This window comes from Pseudomonas sp. GGS8 (genome assembly GCF_024168645.1).
GTDB lineage: Bacteria > Pseudomonadota > Gammaproteobacteria > Pseudomonadales > Pseudomonadaceae > Aquipseudomonas.
The window spans coordinates 6,632,584-6,651,802 of record NZ_JALJWF010000001.1 but is presented as its reverse complement, the minus strand read 5'-3'; the positions used below and the strand labels follow the sequence as shown (position 1 = coordinate 6,651,802).

The window sequence follows — 19,219 nt, the reverse complement described above, 5'->3', positions numbered from 1 at the left end:
GCGTATTCACACAGGCCTGACGCCTCGAATGGCGGCACTCATAATCCGTTTGAATGCACGTGGTCTGGCTGCCAGACTGGCGTTTGACGAGGCGCAATCATACGTGCCGCCTGATCCGTGGAAAAGATACAGATCAGGCTTTTTCAGCTGCTGAGGTGTATCAATGGAAAAGTTGGAAAAAACCCTGGAAGAATGGCGGGCCATGCTCGATCCGGAGCAATACAACGTTTGTCGCCTCAAGGGCACCGAGCGGCCGTTCTCCGGCAAATACAACGCCACCAAAACCGACGGTGTTTACCACTGCATCTGCTGCAACGCACCGCTGTTCGACTCAAAGACCAAATTCGATTCCGGCTGCGGCTGGCCGAGCTTCTACGCGCCGATCGGCGACAGCGCGATGGTCGAAATCCGTGATATCAGCCACGGAATGATCCGCACCGAAGTGGTCTGCGCCAAATGCGATGCGCACCTTGGGCATGTGTTCCCGGACGGTCCGCCGCCAACCGGTTTGCGTTATTGCATCAACTCGGTGTGCCTGGACCTCGTTCCCCGCGAATAATCTGCTGATGTCGTGCGTCTGACTGGTGTACGCAGGAGCAGCCTCCGGCAGCTCCTGCAATGATGTTCGCGTGTCGGGCATCTATTGATTTATTAAATTGCACACAATTCAATTGCTCGCTATGTTTGATCTTCCTTCATTCGGAGTTCGTGCCATGAGCGACAACCTGCTGAGCATCCCTTGCACCACCATCAAGGGCGAGCAAAAGACCCTGGCCGATTTCGCCGGTAAAGCGGTGCTGGTGGTCAACACCGCCAGCAAATGCGGTTTCACCCCGCAGTACAAAGGCCTCGAAGAGCTCTGGCAGAGCTACAAGGATCAAGGTTTGGTGGTGCTCGGGTTTCCCTGCAATCAGTTCGGCCAGCAGGAGCCGGGCAACGAAGGGGCGATTTCCGAGTTCTGCGAGCTGAATTACGGGGTGAGTTTCCCGCTGTTCAAGAAGATTGAAGTCAACGGTGCCGGCGCTCATCCATTGTTCGTGCAGTTGAAAAAGCGCGCGCCGGGGGTGCTCGGGTCTCAGGGCATCAAGTGGAACTTCACCAAGTTCCTGATCGGCAAGGACGGTCAGTTGGTCAAGCGCTTTGCTCCGGCCACCAAGCCGCAAGCCCTGCGCCGCGAGATCGAAGCCCTGCTCAAATGAACACGTTGTCAGTCGATTCGCTGAAGCTCGACAGTCAGCTCTGCTTCAAGCTGTACGCTGCTTCTCGGGCGGTGATCCGTGCCTACAAGCCGATGCTCGATCAACTGGGCCTGACCTACCCGCAATACCTGGCGATGCTGGTGTTGTGGGAATGGCAGGAGGCGGCGCCGGAGCAGCCGACGGTCAAGGCGTTGGGTGAGCGACTGGCGCTGGATTCCGGGACCCTCACGCCGCTACTCAAGCGTCTTGAGCAACTGCAACTGGTGCAGCGTCAGCGTTCGGCGCGTGACGAGCGCGAGGTGCACTTGAGCCTGTCACCCACCGGCAAGGCTTTGCGCGATCAGGTCGGGCCGCTCAAGGCTCGCCTGTTGTGTGATAGCGGTATCGATCTGGATCGCTTGAATGAGCTGCGCGATGGTCTCGATCACCTGTTGGGGCAAATCAAAGCGCTGACGTAGTGGGTATCCACAAGTCGAGCAGGGCTGCCAGCTCTTCCCGGCGGAAGGGTTTGGCCAGGTAGTCGCTCATGCCCGCCGCACGACAGCGTTCGCGTTCTTCGGACATGGCGTTGGCGGTCAGGGCGACGATGGGCAGCTGTGGCCAGCGCCCGCTGCGACGGATCTGCCGGCTGGCTTCATAGCCATCCATCACCGGCATGTTGCAGTCCATCAGCACCAGATCGAATTCGCTTTGTTCGAGCTGATCCAGAGCTTCGGCGCCATGGGCGGCGACGCTCACCTCGCACCCGAGTTTGCCGAGCATTCCCTTGGCCACCAATTGATTGACCGGATTGTCCTCCACCAGCAGGATGCGCCCGCGTCGCTGGGGTGAGAGCACTTCAACGCGGGCACCGTTGATCGTGTTGAGTTCCGGTTGCAGGATCCGCCGTAATGTCTGGTAAAGCGCATTGCGCGCCAACGGTCGCGCCTGTTGCTGCAAAGGTGCCAGGGCGCTGGCTTGCTCGCTGGGCAGGAAACTGCCGTAAGCGGTCACCAGCAGAATCGGCGCGGTTAAAGTAGGGCGCAGGCCAAACAGGCATTCAGGGCAGTCGGTGATCAACACATCCGGTTCCAGGCCGATCAATCGGTCATCGATGGAACGCTGCTGATAGTCCAGCCCCCACTCGGGCAGCAGACTGTTCAACAGTTCCGCCAGACCACTGCTGGCGGCGGTGATCGCGACGATGTTGCCCTGCAGCCGTGTCGGTGAAACGGCGCGAGTGTGGCAGGGCAGCGGCAGGTCGGCGCAGAACTGACTGCCGAAGCCCGCTTCCGAGCTGATCGTCAGACGCCCCTGCATGGCTTCGCAGAGGTTATACGTCAACGCCAGGCCCAGCCCGGTACCGCCGAATTGTCGGGTAATGCCGGCACCTGCCTGAGTGAAAGGCTGGAAGATTTTGACCTGCGCGTCCTGGGCGATGCCGATGCCAGTGTCGCAGACTTCGATCCGCACGCCGTCTTCGAACGTTGAAAGACGCACATCGACACGCCCGAAGCGGGTGAACTTGAGGGCGTTGGACAGCAGGTTGCTGACGATCTGCCGGACTCGGGTCGGATCACCGAGCACCAGCGCGGGAAATTGTGGATCGATCAGACACGTCAGCTCGACGCTTGGCGCGGCGTTCTGGGACAGCAGGTTGGCGGTGTCTTCGATCAGCGAGCCGAGATCGAATGGAATGTGTTCGAGTTCGAGCTGGCCGGCATCGAACTTCGACAGGTCGAGAATATCGTTGAGCAGTTCCACCAGCACTTTGCCCGAGTCATGGGCGATGGACAGCTGTTGCTGCTGTTCGGCGTTGAGCGGGCCGTCCAGCGAGAGTGCGATCATCCCCAGCAGGCCATTGAGGGGCGTGCGGATTTCATGGCTCATGTTGGCCAGGAACACCGAGCGTGCCTCGGCCATGTCCAGGGCAGTCCTGCGGGCGACTTCCAGCTCCTCGTTGGATTGGCTGAGTCGGGAGTTGATCGCCTTGAGTTCCGCAGTACGGGCCGAGACGATATTTTCCAGTTGTGAGAGGTAGTCGGTCAGACGGTTTTCGGCATTGCGCCGCTGCTGGATCTCGGTGGCAATGTTATCGAACTGCTGATTGGCGACCTTGACCAAGACTCCGATTTCATCATTTTCATGTCCCGCCGGATACTCCAGCCAGGTCGACTCCGCGCTGCGCGGATCACGACCACTGAGTTCGCGGATGACCCGCACCAGCGGTTTGGTCAGCATCACGTAAAACAGCGCCAGCAGAATGCCCGTGAGGATCAGGCTGCGTGCGAAGCCGTTGAGCAGGGTCACTTCGGCCCGGCGCAGGAAGCGACTGCCGAAGGTGTAGGTATCGACTTCCAGGTGCAAGGTCCCGAGGGACTCGTCCGGCAAGTGGTCGAGGTAGAGGCGGTCTTCGAACTGTCGGTTGGCGCCGAACAGGAAGTCGCTGAGCACCCGGTAATTGTTTTTCAGACCCGGGCGTTTGACGTTGGCCAGCACGGTATTGTTGTTGTCGGTCAATGTCGCGCCGATGATCGCCGGGGAGCGCAACAGGCCCAGGGTCAGCTCCTGGGCGAGTTCGGCGTCTATGTTGTACGCGATGCGGGACGCGGGGTTGTGGCTGATTTCCAGCAAAGACAGTATTTCGCGGTTGATGGAGGCGTCTTCGCTGGCATAATCGATGCCTATTTGCACAAGGCTGAGCAGCGTGCCCAGAATGAAACCGACCAGCACCGTAAGCTTGGCTTGCTTGTACGACAGCCGCTGGCTGAACTTGATATCCATGGGATGTTGAACCACTTCCGTTTCCCTTCGCTGCTCAAGCATAGTCGATCATCAATGGATACCGATGTTCTCGCAAAACACCTGTACGGGGTGTTGGCCGGGCATCGGATGCTGTGTTTCGTCGCTGTACCGCCATCATCACTGTGAACGTGCCCGAGGAGAAGACGTGGATTCCCGATTGAATGCTTTTCTTGAACGCGCCGATGCCGTTCTGGCCCGTATCGAACCGCTGCTGCCGGCGCCTCGGCAAACGCTCGACTGGACACATTGCCTGGCCGCACGCTGGCAACGCGAGGGTCGCAATGGTTTTCTGTTGCCGCTGCACGTCAGCCTCGACATGCGCCTGTCCGACCTGATCGGCGTTGACCGTCAACTTGAGCAATTGGGCCGCAATACTCAACAGTTCCTCGACGGCATGCCCGCCAACCACGCCTTGCTCTGGGGCTCGCGGGGCACCGGTAAATCGTCGTTGGTGCGCGCCTTGCTGGCCGAACACGCCAAGAACGGCCTGCGGCTGATCGAGATCGAGCGCGACCACCTGGCGGACTTGCCGCGGGTAGTCGAGCAGATTGCCAAGCTGCCTCAACGGTTTGTGCTGTTCTGCGATGACCTGTCGTTCGAATCGGGCGAGGGTGATTATCGCGTGCTCAAGAGCGTACTCGATGGCTCTCTCGAACAGGCGCCAGACAACGTTCTGCTGTACGCCACCTCCAACCGTCGCCATCTGGTGCCGGAAAAGGAAAGCGATAACGAAAACTGGAAAAGGGTCGATGGCGAGCTCCATCCCAATGAAGCGGTGGAAGACAAGATCGCGCTGTCGGACCGTTTTGGCCTGTGGCTGTCGTTCTATCCGTTTACGCAGGAACATTTCCTCAACGTCGTCGAGCACTGGATCGGCCAATTGGCCAACAAGGCCGGCCTCAAGTGGCAGCGTGACGAAGAGTTGGACATCCTCGCGGTGCGCTGGGCCACAGGCCGGGGTAATCGCAACGGACGTTGCGCGTATCAATTTGCCCGCTATTGGGTCGGGCTGAAGCTGTTGGAGCAAAAGGCATGATCGATTTACAAAAGAGCGGCCAGGGCCTTGAGGGCTACGGCATGCTGTGGGCACAGCTGGAGTCGTTGCTGGCGGACGAGCGTGATTTTATCGCCAACGCCGCGCAATTTTCCGCGTTTGTGTTCAACCAGCTCGATGACCTGAACTGGGCCGGTTTCTACCTTAATCGCAACGAAGAACTGGTGCTTGGCCCGTTTCAGGGGCAGATCGCCTGCGTACGGATTCCATTCGGTCGCGGTGTGTGCGGGGCTGCCGCTGCCACCTTGCAGACCCAGCGGGTCGAAGACGTACACGCATTCCCCGGCCACATCGCGTGCGACAGTGCATCGAACAGTGAACTCGTCGTGCCGTTGGTCAAGGATGGTCGACTGATCGGCGTGCTGGACCTCGACAGCCCGAAGCTGGCGCGTTTTACCGCTGATGATCAGGCCGGTATCGAGCAACTGGCGGCAATTTTCCTGCGTCTGACCGACTGCTGATCAGGCTTTCAAGCCGGCCTTGATCAGCAGGTTTGTCGGGTCGACAACAGGAACGTGAACATCACGCTGATATGGATGTGCAGGGGAAACCGGCGTTGATCCGGGCGCAGTGGGCTGGGCATTGCAACTTTCTCCCTGACGATGAACACAACGCTCAGCCTTCCAGCATAGTTAACGCTCCGTCATTCTGCTTTTTGTCGTGGCGTGCGAGCTGTTGTTGCAACGCGTGATCCAGTTCGAGCATGGCGCGCTCCATGGACTTGCTGCAATCGGCCACTTGGTCGTGGTGGAGCCTGTTGTTGCAGGCCTTTTCGAGTGCCTCGCAACTGTCGATCAGTCGGGAGGCCTGGACGATTCGCGCTGCACCCTTGATTTTGTGGGCGATGTCGAGGAGTGACTGCCGGTCGTTTGACCGGGACAACGTCAGCAGCGTTTGGTGATCCAGGTGGTTGCTATTGAGCAGCTCGGTCAACAATCGCCGGTTCAGCGTCGGGTTGCCACCGGTCAACAGGTGCAGCCCCTCCAGACTGAACGCCGGGTCACGAACCTTCGGCGCGATGCGTTCGATCCATTGGCTCAAGGCTGTCAGGCTCAGGGGTTTGAACAGGCAATCGTCCATCCCGGCTTGCTTGCAGCGTTGTCTTTCCTCCGGCTGCGCATTGGCGGTGAAACCCAGAACGGTACAGGGCGGGCGCTGCAGACGCTGTTCATGTTGGCGAATGGCACGAGCCATCTCATATCCATTCATGATCGGCATGTTGCAATCGGCAATCACCAGGTCGAATGGTTGATTCTTCCATGCCTCCAACCCCGTCTCGCCATCGGCTGCGACGCTGAACCGATGCCCCAGAAACTCCAGTTGCTGGCACATGAGCAAGCGATTGGCCGGGTGATCGTCGACCACCAGAACGTTCAAGGGCGCTGCGCTCTGGTGAATCTGTGGCTCGGCAATTTCCGGTATCTGTACAGGCGGCAGGGTCGCCAGGTTCAGCGAAACCCGAACCTGAGTGCCGACCCCTGGCTGACTACTCAATTGCAGGTTGCCACCCATCATTTCGCACAGATTGCGGCTGATCACCAGGCCCAACCCCGCCCCGCCCCTGGGTAACTGGCCGGAGTTATCGGCCTGGACGAAAGGCTCGAACAGTCGCTGCTGATCCTGCTCGCTGATTCCGGCGCCACTGTCCTCAACCAGCAATTGCAGTTGCACGTGGTCGGGCTCGTCGGTCGGTTGCAACTCGAGGCTGATCCTGACCTGACCCTGTTGCGTAAACTTGATTGCATTGCTGACCAGGTTGGACAGCACCTGCTTGAAACGCATCGGGTCCAACAGCACATCGGTCGTCGGTTTGGCAGGGTTGAATGCCAGGTGCAGCCCGAGATTTTTTTGCCGGGCCAGTCCGTCGAAGATCCGCACCACCGAGGCTGCGGTTTCAGCCAGATTGACGCGCTCCGGGCTCAGGCTCAGACGTCCGGATTCGATGCGCGCAATGTCGAGAATGTCTCCGATCAGTTCCAACAAGTCTTTTGCCGAGTGATACGCGACGTCGATGGCCGGTCGATCCGCATGGTCGTGATCGATACGTTTGAGTGTCAGCTCGAGCATGCCGATGATTGCATTCATCGGCGTGCGGATCTCATGGCTCATGGTTGCCAGAAAGGTGCTTTTAGCCCGGTTGGCTTCATCTGCGCGTTCTTTCGCCGCCTGCCGCTGTTTTATCTGGCGTCTCATATAGGCGTTCCAGGCAACGGATATCAGCAGCAGAACGCCAGCGCCGGTAACGATCTGATAGAACACACGGTGATAGTTGCGCCAGGTACTTTGCGAAGCCGCCGAATAACCCCGCCAGCGGTTATTGATGATGCCCAGCTCTTCCGGTGCAATGCTCAACAACGCCTTGTCGAGGATGGCATTCAGTTCTTTGGCGTCGCGCCCGGTCGCCAGGGAAAATGCCGCCTGTTGGGTGCCGATGGTGGTGGTGATCTGAAGTGTCTGCTCGAAAATCCGCGATGAGATGAAGTAATTGGCGATCACCAATGAGTTCACCGCACCTTCTGCCTTGCCCTCGGCGAGCAACTCCACGGCACTGAACGTGTCTGGAGTTTCAACCAGGTTGATCCGCGGAAACTCGCTGCGCAGGTAATCCACCAGCGGATTGCCCTGAGCAATGGCCAGGCGTTTGTCCTGCAGCTGGTTGAGGTTTGTCGGGCTGTCGGCCGCTTTGCGCGTCAGCAGGACAAAGGAGTTTTCCAGGTAAGGGCGGCTGAAGTTCAACAGCGTTTCACGCTGTGCGCTGGGGAGCAGGGCGGCGATCAGGTCGGCCTGCTGGTTAGCGATCTGCTCGACCATCTCGTCATCGCTTCGGCTGCGCTGGATCTCGAAGCGCAAACCGGTGCGCAATCTGATCAGTTCGAGCAGGTCAGCCGTGACACCCCGAAAGTTGCCGTCACCGTCAAAAAACGTCAGCGGCGCAAAGGCTTCATTAACCACCACCCGCACCACCGGATGTTGCGCCAGCCAACGTTCTTCGTGGTGAGTGAGTTGCAGTTTTTGATCGGTGAGAAGAATGTCGCTGCCGGCACTCCAGCGTTTGGCGATGTTTTCCCGCTCGCTGGTGGGGATGGCCTTGAGTACCGCGTTGATGATCCCGAGCAGGTCCGGGTTGCCCTTCTGTACGGCAAAGCTGAAACCATGGGCTTCGTGTTTACCGAAGTTGGCCATGCGGATGTTGTTCAGATACCCCTTGTTGATCATGTAATGAGTTGAAATGGTGTCACCGAGAAAAACATCGGCCTGGTCGAAGGCAACCGCGTTGATTGCATTCTGGTAGGACGGGTAGGAGGTGATGATTGCCTTCGGATACAGCGCCCTGACTTCGTCCAGGGGCAGATAGTGATACACCATGCTAAGCCGCAGGCCGGCAAGACCATCGGTCAGAGACCTGGTTTCTCCTTCCCGTGTCACCAGCACCGGTTGATCCACGGCGTAAGGTGTGGACAGGGCAATGTCGGCATTGTCGGCCTCATACCCATTGGCGGTGCCGAGCAAGTCGACCTGACCCTTTTCCAGCGCCTCGATCGCCGCCCCTCGGGACGCGAAGCGCTGAACCTTGACGGGCAACCCCGTAACTTTGCCGAGGATGCCGGCGTAGTCGGCGGTGAAGCCTTCGTAGTCGTGGCCGCTGAGGGTCAGGTCGAAAGGCGGATAATCCGGACCTGACGTGCCCAGGACCAATTCACGTTTGTCTTTGACCCATTGTCGTTGTGAGGTATCCAGTTGAACTTCCATGTGCCCGGTCGTTGAGCGACTGAGCAGGGTGTAGTTTTGGCTGGCTGTCTGCGCCGCGAGCACCGGGGTACTCAGGTATAAAGCCGCGACCGTGAGTCTTAGATAATCCTTCAAACGACTGGGCATCCTGTTCCTCACACTAACGCGTTACGTTTTGCCATATCGATGAGTTCAACCAGAGATTTGGCTTTGAGTTTCTGCATAAGTCGTTTTTTATAGGTGCTGACAGTCTTGTTGCTGAGAAACATGCCTTTGGCGATTTCCTTGTTGGTGCGACCTTGGGCAAAAAGTTGTAGTACCATCAACTCTGATCATTAACGGACTTGAACAAGTCCAGGTCTGCCCACTGTGCGTCGTCACAGCGAACCGGGTTCAAGGCCTCGCTGGGGAAGTAGTTGTAACCTGATAAAACTGCCTTGATCGCGCTCACCAGTTCACTGAGTTCTTCCTGTTTGCATACATACCCTGATGCACCTGATTGCATGCAGCGGATACCGAAAAGTTTCGGGCATTGAGCGGTTAACACCAGTGTCTTCAATGGCGTGCTCATTGCGTTGAAACGGGAGAGCACTTCCAGTCCGTCCAGTTTGGGGATACTGATGTCGAGGATGATCAGGTCGGGCATGCATTCGCGCACCATCTGCATGGCATCGACGCCATTGTCAGTTTCGCCGACGACTTTGTAACCTTCATGTTCCAGCAGCATTCGAACGGCAAGGCGGATGACAGGGTGATCGTCGACAATAAAAACGGAGTTCATAATCAAATCCCATACGTGCACAAATAAAGCGCGCACCTTAGCTCAGTAGTTGAGGGGGCGCATGAACTGACAAGCCGATAGCAGCAATATAGGAAAAGTCCTACAATTGAAAAAGAAATGGACTACGTACTAACTAGGTTCTGAATGAGGAAAGGTTAAAGTTTGGGTGGCGTTGTCAAGAGGGAGGAAGCGTTGGGTTATAAGTTCTAGTCTGTGTTTTTTGGTGTGGTTTTAGTGTGTAGGAAATGGCGTGTTTTATTGTGAGGCTAAGGTCAATAAGTTTCTAAAGTCTGATTGTTTCAATGGCTTGATCAAATAGCCGAGCAAAGGAAGTCCATGTTCGTAGGCCATTGTTTTAAGTTTTTCCAATTCGGCGAATGTCAGGCTGCTCAGCAGTATTGCCTGTCTGATCATTCCCCGGTGACTGGCAAACTCTATCAAGTCAAGACCGGGAAGGTCGGGCAGGCATTGGTCGCACAGAAGAATATCGAACGGTTGCGCAGCCTTGAGCATTTGTTGCAAGGCGCCTTCGGCACTGTCCGTGGTGGTCAGTTGGGTGAAGCCGTAACTCTCGAGCAGGTATTGAGTCGCTCTCAGCTGAAACGGATGATCTTCCACCAGCAATATGTGCCAATCGTGTTTGAACGTAGGAGTTTTCATGCTTCATCTGTCGAGCAGTGGGTGTGCAATTGTTTCGCGAGACGGCCGAACAATCGATCAGTCAGCTCTGCACAAGGTGTAGGGCGATTCTGTCGATGTTGAAATACAGATGAATGTCGAGACATTCGATCAGCCGTTCAGACGTCGCTGACGCGGCTGATCGATGCGCTGTTATCCGTGGCTTGAACGACCAGTCATTTCCAGCGCCATTTCACCGGCATAGCTGTCGGTCATGCCGGCGATAAAATCAATCATGCGCAAGAAAGAGGTGTGCAAAGGACCGTGGGGATCGGGTGCATTGTTGCCCAACAGATCAAGTATGCGCCGGTTCTTGAAGGAGGGCGTACGACCGTTGTGCTGCTCCAGTGCTGCGCCGCAAAAAGCATTGAGCAGGATTTCCAGGGTGGTGTAGGCGCCGATTTCGTGGAGCGTCTTGCGCTTGTCCTGGAAGATTTTTTTGCGTGCCATGTCCTTGGCATTCAGGACGCAGCGTTTGGCCGGGCCATGCATGTGTTCGACAAGGTCCCCCGGCAGTGTGCCGGACAGCAACGCGTCCTGCTGCTCGACGAAGGCTCGGGCTGCTGCGTTGGTCAGGTGTTCGATGGCCTTGCCCCGCAGAATCGCCAGTTTGCGCCGCCGCGAATCCTGTGGACCGAGCTGGCGATAAGTTTCCGGGAGATCGTCGCCCACCAGGTCCAGCAGCAGAGACTCGACTTCGGCGTACTCCAACAGCTCCATCTCCAGGCCATCTTCCAGATCGATCAGCGCGTAGCAGATGTCGTCCGCGGCCTCCATCAGATACACCAGCGGATGGCGCGCCCAGCGCTGCTCTTCCAGTTGGGGCAGCCCGAGTTTATGCGCGATCTGTTCCAGCAGCGGCAGTTCGCTCTGGTAGCAGCCGAACTTGTGCTTCTTGTAGCCCAGTGAGTCGGCGTGCCGGGCCGTCCACGGGTATTTCAGGTAGGTGCCCAGGGTGGCGTAGGTCAGCCGGGTGCCTCCTTCGAACTGGTGGTATTCAAGCTGGGTGAGCACCCGGAAGCCTTGGGCATTACCCTCGAAGTTGAGGAAGTCGTTGCGTTCGGCTTCGCTCATGGCATCCAGCCAGCCACGGCCGGCGGCCTGCTGGAACCAATGGCGGATCGCGTCTTCGCCAGAGTGGCCGAAGGGTGGATTGCCGATGTCATGGGCCAGGCAAGCTGATTGCACCACCATCCCCAGGTCACTCGGTTCGCACCAGTCGGGCAGGGCGCTACGGATGGTTTCACCGACGCGCATCCCCAGCGAACGGCCGACGCAGCTGACTTCCAGGGAGTGGGTCAGGCGCGTGTGAATGTGATCGTTACTGGAGACCGGATGGACCTGGGTCTTGCGCCCGAGACGGCGAAATGCACCCGAGAAAATGATCCGGTCGTGGTCTTTATGGAAAGGACTGCGACCGAGTTCTTCCGGGCTGTGCACAGGTTTTCCGAGGCGTTCGCGGGTAAGCAGGGTGTGCCAATCCAAGGCTGGTTTCTCCGTCAGTTGACTGAACCCCTAGCTTCCCGGTTCGCGCCGGTACCTGCAAGGAGAACTAGAGCCCCGCGGCATCGATATCGATGAGCAGTAGCCGTTCGCCGTTATCGAAAAACTGCCCTGCAGTGAGGCAATACTGATTGCTGGTGGCGTCGCGGTAAGTGTTGGAAAGCGTCAGACGGCGCTCATCCCAACCCTCGGCCAGCAAGTGATAAAAATAGGGGCGCCATGACCAGTTGTGACCCAGATAGCGGTTATCGGCTTCCCAGCCGTTGTGGCGCCATTCCAGGTTGGGGGTCAGTTGCGTGCCATGGCGGTCGCACTGATAAAAACGCAACAGCCAGGGAAACGCTTCCAGTTGCGGCAAAGCGCTGAGGGGGGCGTCGGCTTGAGCCCAGGCTTGCAGGATGGCCATCAGTTCGCTGAGTTGCTGGCGCATGATCATCAGGCGAGCACGTTCAGTCAGTTTTTGTTGTACGTAACGCTGGCGCAATTGCGCGAAGCGCTCGACAAAGGCGTCGGTGGCGAAGAAATCCGCTTGCGCTCGGGCGAACAGAAAGCCCTGTACGTAGCGTGAGCCGCATTCCAGGGCAAAATTCAGTTGAGCTTCGGTTTCCACGCCTTCGGCAATGATCCAGCAACCGGTTTTCTCCGCCATTTGCGCCAGCGCCTTGACCACATCGCTGCTGGGACCGCCCAACGCGGCGGCCTGAAACAACCGCATGTCGAGCTTGAGAATGTCCGGTTGCAGGGCCAACACGCGATCGAGTTGAGAGTAACCGGCACCGAAATCATCGATGGCAATCCGCGCCCCGGCTTGCCGGTAGCGGGCCACGACTTCAGCCAGACGCTGGCTGTCGCCGCCCAATTCGGTGATCTCGAAGACGATTCGCTGTGCGTCGACACCATGCCTGCTCAGTTGCTTGAGGCTCGGCAGTGCCTGGTCCCGGCGCAAGCGGCTGATCCAGCGGGGTGAGATGTTCAGGCTGAGAAACCAGTCAGCGGGCGCTTCATGCAGACGGCTCAGGGCGTTGTCGCGAATCTGGCGATCAAGACGCCGCAGGGCGATGGCCGGGGTTCGCGGATCGGCGAACAGCGCACCTACCGACATCAGTTGACCATCGGCCTGGCGCAATCGGCCCAGCGCTTCGACACCAGCGATACGGCCTGTAGCGGTATCGATGAATGGCTGAAAACAGGCGAGCGGTTGCCCGTCGATCACGAGGCCTCCTTATTAAGGTGTTGTTCTGGATAAAAACCTGGTCGCCAGGTAGGTACGCGGGATTAACCTCTCGATAAAGAGGTTAATCCCGGTGGTATTGCAAGAATGCAGCCAGACAAGACTGATTAGTGTTTGCGCGAAGAGTTCTGCATGACCAGCTTGATCAGCGGCCCTAATGTAGCGCCCAGGCTAACCAGTTTGGTCAGGCTGCCGATACCGCCACTCTTGGCACCCTTACCGGTCAGAAAGCCCAACCCGATCACGGCCGCGATGCCCCAGAGCGGGGCGTGTTTGATGCCGAAACTGTCTTGCAGGTTTTGCGTCATGCCACGTACCCGTTGCAGGGGCAGCAGCAGTTGTTGGGATTCGTGGCGAATTTCCTGGCGATGCATTTCCATGCGCAGGCGGATCAACGCCTTGCGCATTTCCGTGCGTGAGCTGTTACGGGGAAGTTCAGGCAGGCTCATGGCAACAGACGCTCCCGATCGTTGGCCAGCTCTTCCAGGGTGCCATGGAAGGGCGAGGACTCATCAAAAATCGCTGCCCTCAAGCGCATTGCGCAGAACAACGCCGCAAAGGTGTAGAACACACAGAGCCCGATGATTGCCGCCAGGCGATTGGTGTCCCAAAACAGGATCAACACCAGCGTCGACAACCCCACTAACAACAACAAGGCAAAGACCAGCGTCAGGCCTGCAAACAGCAACAGGCTTACGGTGCGTGCTTTTTGCTCCTGCAGTTCGATGCCGAACAGTTCGACATGGCTATGCAGCAATCCAAGAAATGCGGCACCCAGGCGCCGCGATGAAGAGCGGGTGCCCGTCGCGGACGAGCCGGATTCATCGATTGCCATATCAGCGCCGAGTGGCCAGCAGACCAATCAGGAAACCCACGCCGGCTGCGATCCCGACCGATTGCCATGGGTTGGCCTGGACGTAATCTTCCGTGGCGGTGACAGCCGCTTTGCCGCGCTCGCGCAGGGAGTCTTCGGTCAGCTTCAGGGTTTCCCGGGCGCGCAGCAGACTGTCGCGGATCTGCTCACGCAGCTCATCGGCCTGATCACCGGCCAGGGATGCGGTGTGTTCCAGCAACCGTTCGGTGTCGCTGACCAGTGTCTGAAAATCTTCCATCAGAATTTCTTGAGCAGTCTTTGCCTTGATGCGTGCCATTGGTGATCTCCGTAAGTGGCTTCTGAAGCGTTCGAGTATGAGCCTTGCGCGAAGGTTCAGTACAAATGACTGGTACATCTTTTGCTACGTCGTGGTGCGTCAGCCGGCGCTATTGCGCTGTTGCCGGGCATGATTTCAGGAAAACCCTAACTCAAACAATCAAAACTCGCGCAGAGGCGGCGGTCTTGTGCGCCAAAGCGGTTCATCCGGATCAGCGTCGCGGTCTGGATGAGCTGCAACTTGGTGCGTCGGTCATCTGTGCGAACTGCTTTGGTGCTTTTTTCAGCCTTCAGGTCTGCCAATCCATGGAAAATCTGCAAAGTGCTGTGGACAGTCTGGTCCATAGCTCCAACACGTTGTTCATCCTTATCGGTGCGGTCATGGTCCTGGCCATGCACGCCGGTTTCGCCTTTCTTGAGGTCGGTACGGTTCGCCAAAAGAACCAGGTCAACGCTTTGTCGAAGATCCTCAGCGACTTCGCCATTTCGACCCTGGCCTACTTCTTTATAGGCTATTGGATTTCCTACGGGGTCAGTTTTATGCAACCGGCGGCGGTGATCACCGCCGATCATGGCTATGGGCTGGTGAAGTTTTTCTTTCTGCTGACCTTTGCCGCGGCGATACCGGCGATCATTTCCGGAGGCATCGCCGAGCGCGCCCGGTTCGTCCCGCAGTTGTGCGCGACGGCGCTGATCGTGGCGTTCATCTACCCCTTCTTCGAAGGCGTGGTCTGGAACGGTAATTTCGGTCTGCAAGCCTGGTTGCTGGAGCGTTTTGGCGCCAGCTTCCATGACTTCGCCGGCTCCGTGGTGGTTCATGCCATGGGCGGCTGGCTGGCCCTCGCGGCGGTGTTGCTGCTGGGGCCAAGGCAAGGTCGTTATCGCGACGGGCGACTGGTGGCATTCGCGCCCTCGAGCATCCCCTTTCTGGCATTGGGGTCGTGGATCCTGATCGTCGGCTGGTTTGGCTTCAACGTGATGAGCGCCCAGACCCTGCAGGGCGTCAGCGGGTTGGTGGCGGTGAACTCGTTGATGGCCCTGGTCGGCGGCACGGTGGCGGCGTTGATCGTCGGGCGCAATGACCCAGGCTTCCTGCATAACGGCCCATTGGCCGGTTTGGTGGCGATCTGCGCCGGCTCGGATCTGATGCACCCGGTGGGCGCATTGGTGACCGGCGCCATCGCCGGGGCCCTGTTTGTCTGGTGCTTTACCGCGGCCCAAGGCAAATGGCGTATCGACGATGTGTTGGGTGTCTGGCCTTTGCATGGGCTGTGTGGCGTCTGGGGCGGGATCGCTTGCGGCATCTTCGGTCAAACCGCTTTGGGTGGTTTGGGGGGCGTAAGCCTGATCAGCCAGTTGATCGGCACTTCTTTGGGGGTAACCGTGGCACTGGCCGGTGGTTTTGCCGTGTATGGCGCGATCAAGGCAGTCCATGGCCTGCGCCTGAGCCAGGAAGAAGAGTATTACGGCGCGGACTTGTCGGTGCACAAGATTGGCGCCGTGAGCCTGGATTGAATCAGCGTTCTTCATCGCCGGTGCCGGGATAGAAACCGTGCAACAGGCGATAGCGGTCATGCCGTACCTGGTCGACCCGGTCCTGCACCTGCTGGCCGGGTATGCCCAGCATGATCAGCGCGTGGGAGGCGAGCATCAGGCTGGACTCCAGTAACTCGGGTACGACTTCGCTGGCACCGGCCGCCTTCAATTCGGCCAACTGGCTGTCATCCCGGGTGCGCACCAGGATCGGCACGGTCGGGTTGAGCCGCCGTGCTTCCTTGAGTATCAGCAGGGCGATGTCCGTCTTGTCCACGGCAACCACCAACAGTCTTGCGCGCTCCAGCCCTATCGCGATCAGCAGCTCGCCGCGGCGTGAGTCGCCGTAATGCACGCAGCTTTCATTGACGACGGCTTCCTGGACCCGCACCGGGTCGGTGTCCAGCGCAATGTACGGTTGCTGTACATGACGCAGGAAACGCCCGATGGACTGACCGACGCGGCCGTAACCACAGATCACTACATGATTGTGCAAGCTGGCGTTGAGCGCGCTGATTTCTTCGAGCTCGGCTGCTTTGTTGGGTTTGCGGTGCAGACGCATGGCGATGCGGGGAGCGGCGCGCAGCAGTAAAGGCGTTACCAGCATTGAGCAGAACGTGGCCGCCAGCAGCAGGCCGCCGAGGTCGGCGGGCATCAGTTGGTTCTGTTGCATCTGCGCCATCAGGGCAAAGCAGAATTCGCCGCCCTGAGCCAATGCCAGGCCGCTGCGCCAGGCGGTTTCACCATCGCTGCCGCGCCATTTGACCAGCAGCGCGACCACAGTGCCTTTGATCAGCAACAACCCCAGGGTCAGACCGAGAATCAGCAGGCCGTGGCTGGCAAACAGGCGCAAGTCGATCAGCATGCCGATACTGACAAAGAACACCCCGAGCAGGATGTCGCGGAACGGACGGATGTCGGCTTCGATCTGATGTCGATAGTGGCTTTCCCCCAGCAGCATGCCGGCGAGAAAGGCGCCCAGGGCAGGAGAGAGGCCGAGCAAGTGAGTCAGCCAGGCCGTCAGCAGAACGATCACCAACGCCAACAGGACGAACAGCTCCGCGGACCGGGCCGCGGCGACTTCATGGAACAGTCGTGGCAGAAACCAGCGACTGACCAGCAGCAGACCGACGAACAGCACCAGCGTCTTGGCCAGCGTCAGCGGCAGCGCCCAATACCAGGCCTGGTCGCTGCTGCCGGCGAACACCGGCACCAGAGTCAGCAGTAACACCGCGATCACGTCCTGAAACAACAGCACGGCGATGGCATTCTGGCCGTGACGACTGAAAATCTCGCCGAGGCTGCTCAGCTCCTTACTGACAATGGCGGTAGAGGACAGCGCCAGACCGGCGCCGAGTAACAGGGCCGGTGTGATCGGCACGCCGAACAGCATCAGCAACGCCCCCAGCACGATCCCGGACCCCAGCACCTGCAGGCTGCCCAAGCCAAATACCACCTGGCGCAGTGTGAGCATTTTCGACAGGGAAAACTCAAGCCCCAGGGAGAACAGCAAAAACACCACGCCTAATTCCGCCAGATCGGGTAAATCTTCATTTTCATTCACCCAGTTGAACGCTGTCGGCCCGATCATCAGCCCTACGCACAGGTAGCCCAGCACCGGTGGCAATCGCAGGCGCTGAAACAGTGCAATTACCACCAGGGAGGAGGCGAGGATGATCAACAGATTGGCGAACACAAAAAACTCCGTGGGGTTCTGGCTACTCAAGCGTAGAGATAAAAAAGACGTGAGCATCGCGCAAATGACCGTTGAGGCAAATGATTTGCGTCAGAGTTTTACCGAAACCTCTTGAAATCACCGTTGCTCGGACGTCGGCTCGACTGCGTTTGATGCCGGGCCTAGAATGAGCGCTTACTTCGTTTGGTCTTGTCGTCATGCCTCCTGAATGTCAGCTGTTCGGCACCGTTGGTTGCCATCTTTGTGAAGTCGCCGAAGCACTTCTGATGTCCTTTGTCGAAAACGGTTTGTTGGTGGAGTTGGTCGACATCGCGGAAAACGAAGATTGGGTCGAAGACTATGGTTTGCGTATACCGGTGCTGCGGCGTCTTGATAACGGCGCTGAACTTGATTGGCCCTTCGATGCGGATCAGGTCGTAGCGTTCCTCAGCCGTGACGCCAGTTGAAGACGTCCCACCCGTCGCTGTCCCCGCTTCATCCATTGGCGAAAGGTTGGTTATTCGGTTACTGTATGTGTATACAGTTATTCGGATTGCCTGCCATGCTTCGCCCTGTTCGGGTTTGGGCAGCCGATCCCGGACGTCAGAGGGATGAAATGTGGTCAATGTCGAACAATTGAAGAACAGTGTGAACCGGATGTCGGCCGACGTGGTACGCGAGGCGGTTCTCGAATTGCGTCTGGATGGCCTGGTCACGGAGGGGAAAACGCCCTTCAACAAACTGCATTTCAACACCTGCTTCGCCGAAATCGAAGCCTTGTTCCAGCGTGCGGGTTATCACCGGCAGCTCGATGTTGTGGGCTATCAGGGGTTGTTGTACGCGCTTTATGATCCGGGTCGCTGGGAAGCGGTCGATGTGCTGCGCTGGCTCAAGGAATTCACCGAAGCGGCCGCTCGAACGCAGTCGATACCGGCCTGAGGATTCTCTTCTAGGTTCGTTCCGGCCACTGTTGGATAATGCTGCCCTGCATTGAGGGTTAGAGCTTTTCGTATGTCCACTTCATCTTTTTCTGCTGCGCACAACCAGGCCAGCACGCTCTATCTGCCGCCAGGTCCGTGGCAGACCGTGTTCGATTGCCTGTGCGAACACTTCAGCGCCATCGGTCGTGAGCAATGGCTGGACAGAATTGCTCGCGGTCGTGTCCTCGATGGGCAAGGCATGCCGATAGCCCTGGATCTGCCTTACAAGGAAGGTTTGCGGATTCATTATTTTCGTGAAGTGCCGGACGAAAAACCCATTCCTGTGGTGGAGTCGATCCTCTATGCCGACGAGCATCTGGTGGTGGCGGACAAACCGCACTTTCTACCGGTGACGCCGGCTGGGGAGTATGTGGAGCAGACATTGCTGCGTCGACTGATCCGGCGACTGGACAACCCACATCTGGTGCCTTTGCATCGCATTGACCGGCATACGGCAGGGCTGGTGCTGTTTTCAGCCAACCCTCAGAGTCGGTCGGCGTATCAGTCATTGTTTCCTACACGCCAGATCGAAAAGCGCTACGAAGCAATCGCTCGGGCATTGCCTGAACTGACCTTCCCGATGGTTCATAAAAGTCGACTCATCGATGGCGAGCCGTTCTTTCGCATGCAGGAAGGTCCGGGCGTCAGCAATACTGAGACGGCTGTCGAGGTCAGGGAAAAAAAAGGTGAGTTCTGGCGCTATGCGCTTTACCCGGTAACGGGCAAGAAACATCAGTTGCGAGTGCACATGGCGGCCCTGGGGGCTGGCATCTGCAATGACCCGTTCTATCCGCAGGTGCTCAAGGACATGGAAGACGACTATGCCAACCCCTTGAAGCTGCTGGCCCAGGGGTTGCGATTTGTCGATCCGGTCACGGGGCAGGAAAGAGAATTCGAAAGCACCCTCACCTTGCAGTGGTGA

General features: G+C 58.1%; 18 protein-coding genes and 1 pseudogene. 9 read left to right on the top strand and 10 right to left on the bottom strand.

Features of this window, described 5'->3' with window-relative positions; genetic code table 11:
* Window positions 1–163: 163 nt before the first annotated feature.
* The 3 genes from msrB (at window position 164) to J3D54_RS29960 (ending at window position 1,657) form a co-directional block, all read left to right on the top strand.
* Window positions 164–559: a peptide-methionine (R)-S-oxide reductase MsrB gene (gene msrB / locus J3D54_RS29970; protein WP_253426319.1), complete on the top strand. Its 396-nt coding sequence runs from the start codon at window positions 164–166 to the stop codon at window positions 557–559.
* Window positions 560–713: 154 nt separating this feature from the next.
* The gene (locus J3D54_RS29965) at window positions 714–1,199 is read left to right on the top strand and encodes a glutathione peroxidase (protein WP_018930016.1); all 486 of its coding nucleotides are present in this window, start codon (window positions 714–716) and stop codon (window positions 1,197–1,199) included.
* Window positions 1,196–1,657 (top strand): MarR family winged helix-turn-helix transcriptional regulator, encoded by a 462-nt coding sequence (locus J3D54_RS29960; protein ID WP_253426317.1) that lies wholly within the window; start codon window positions 1,196–1,198, stop codon window positions 1,655–1,657. Before J3D54_RS29965 ends, J3D54_RS29960 begins: the two co-directional genes overlap by 4 nt.
* On the opposite strand, the gene J3D54_RS29955 is transcribed toward J3D54_RS29960, so the two are convergent.
* Window positions 1,641–3,962 (bottom strand): response regulator, encoded by a 2,322-nt coding sequence (locus tag J3D54_RS29955; RefSeq protein WP_253426315.1) that lies wholly within the window; start codon window positions 3,960–3,962, stop codon window positions 1,641–1,643. The genes J3D54_RS29960 and J3D54_RS29955 overlap by 17 nt on opposite strands.
* Window positions 3,963–4,128: 166 nt before the next feature.
* On the opposite strand from J3D54_RS29955, the gene J3D54_RS29950 reads away from it, so the two are divergent.
* Window positions 4,129–5,019 carry an ATP-binding protein gene (locus J3D54_RS29950; RefSeq protein ID WP_253426313.1) on the top strand — a complete coding sequence of 297 codons (891 nt, stop codon included), beginning with the start codon at window positions 4,129–4,131 and terminating at the stop codon, window positions 5,017–5,019.
* Window positions 5,016–5,498 carry a GAF domain-containing protein gene (locus tag J3D54_RS29945; protein ID WP_253426311.1) on the top strand — a complete coding sequence of 161 codons (483 nt, stop codon included), beginning with the start codon at window positions 5,016–5,018 and terminating at the stop codon, window positions 5,496–5,498. The genes J3D54_RS29950 and J3D54_RS29945 overlap by 4 nt, the downstream gene beginning before the upstream one ends.
* A gap of 154 nt (window positions 5,499–5,652) precedes the next feature.
* On the opposite strand, the gene J3D54_RS29940 is transcribed toward J3D54_RS29945, so the two are convergent.
* From J3D54_RS29940 to J3D54_RS29905, 8 genes and pseudogenes are all read right to left on the bottom strand, one after another.
* Complete coding sequence (locus tag J3D54_RS29940; RefSeq protein WP_253426305.1) at window positions 5,653–8,913, bottom strand: transporter substrate-binding domain-containing protein; 3,261 nt, start codon at window positions 8,911–8,913, stop codon at window positions 5,653–5,655.
* An 8-nt stretch (window positions 8,914–8,921) separates the two neighbouring features.
* Window positions 8,922–9,547, bottom strand: a pseudogene (locus J3D54_RS29935) (response regulator).
* Window positions 9,548–9,802: 255 nt separating this feature from the next.
* Window positions 9,803–10,207: a response regulator gene (locus J3D54_RS29930; protein WP_253426302.1), complete on the bottom strand. Its 405-nt coding sequence runs from the start codon at window positions 10,205–10,207 to the stop codon at window positions 9,803–9,805.
* 171 nt (window positions 10,208–10,378) lie between these two features.
* Window positions 10,379–11,710 (bottom strand): deoxyguanosinetriphosphate triphosphohydrolase, encoded by a 1,332-nt coding sequence (locus tag J3D54_RS29925; RefSeq protein ID WP_007940029.1) that lies wholly within the window; start codon window positions 11,708–11,710, stop codon window positions 10,379–10,381.
* Window positions 11,711–11,777: 67 nt separating this feature from the next.
* The gene (locus J3D54_RS29920) at window positions 11,778–12,941 is read right to left on the bottom strand and encodes an EAL domain-containing protein (RefSeq protein ID WP_253426299.1); all 1,164 of its coding nucleotides are present in this window, start codon (window positions 12,939–12,941) and stop codon (window positions 11,778–11,780) included.
* A 125-nt stretch (window positions 12,942–13,066) separates the two neighbouring features.
* On the bottom strand, window positions 13,067–13,408 hold the full coding sequence (locus J3D54_RS29915; protein WP_253426297.1) for a hypothetical protein: 342 nt from the start codon (window positions 13,406–13,408) through the stop codon (window positions 13,067–13,069).
* Complete coding sequence (locus tag J3D54_RS29910) at window positions 13,405–13,794, bottom strand: phage holin family protein (RefSeq protein ID WP_253426295.1); 390 nt, start codon at window positions 13,792–13,794, stop codon at window positions 13,405–13,407. Before J3D54_RS29910 ends, J3D54_RS29915 begins: the two co-directional genes overlap by 4 nt.
* 1 nt (window position 13,795) lies before the next feature.
* The gene (locus tag J3D54_RS29905) at window positions 13,796–14,110 is read right to left on the bottom strand and encodes a YqjD family protein (RefSeq protein WP_253426293.1); all 315 of its coding nucleotides are present in this window, start codon (window positions 14,108–14,110) and stop codon (window positions 13,796–13,798) included.
* Window positions 14,111–14,415: 305 nt separating this feature from the next.
* On the opposite strand from J3D54_RS29905, the gene J3D54_RS29900 reads away from it, so the two are divergent.
* Complete coding sequence (locus J3D54_RS29900; protein WP_253426291.1) at window positions 14,416–15,624, top strand: ammonium transporter; 1,209 nt, start codon at window positions 14,416–14,418, stop codon at window positions 15,622–15,624.
* A 1-nt stretch (window position 15,625) separates the two neighbouring features.
* Here the strand turns inward: J3D54_RS29900 and J3D54_RS29895 are convergent, their stop codons facing one another.
* Entirely contained in the window at window positions 15,626–17,338 is a 1,713-nt protein-coding gene (locus J3D54_RS29895; protein WP_253426289.1) for a monovalent cation:proton antiporter-2 (CPA2) family protein, read from the bottom strand.
* Between the two features lie 197 nt (window positions 17,339–17,535).
* Between J3D54_RS29895 and J3D54_RS29890 the strand changes: the two genes are divergently transcribed.
* From J3D54_RS29890 to J3D54_RS29880, 3 genes are all read left to right on the top strand, one after another.
* A complete protein-coding gene (locus tag J3D54_RS29890; RefSeq protein ID WP_253426286.1) occupies window positions 17,536–17,784 on the top strand; it encodes a glutaredoxin family protein in 249 nt (82 codons plus the stop codon).
* 151 nt (window positions 17,785–17,935) lie between these two features.
* Complete coding sequence (locus tag J3D54_RS29885) at window positions 17,936–18,256, top strand: hypothetical protein (RefSeq protein WP_007895054.1); 321 nt, start codon at window positions 17,936–17,938, stop codon at window positions 18,254–18,256.
* Between the two features lie 72 nt (window positions 18,257–18,328).
* Window positions 18,329–19,219, top strand: a complete 891-nt coding sequence (locus J3D54_RS29880; protein WP_253426284.1) for a pseudouridine synthase — start codon at window positions 18,329–18,331, stop codon at window positions 19,217–19,219.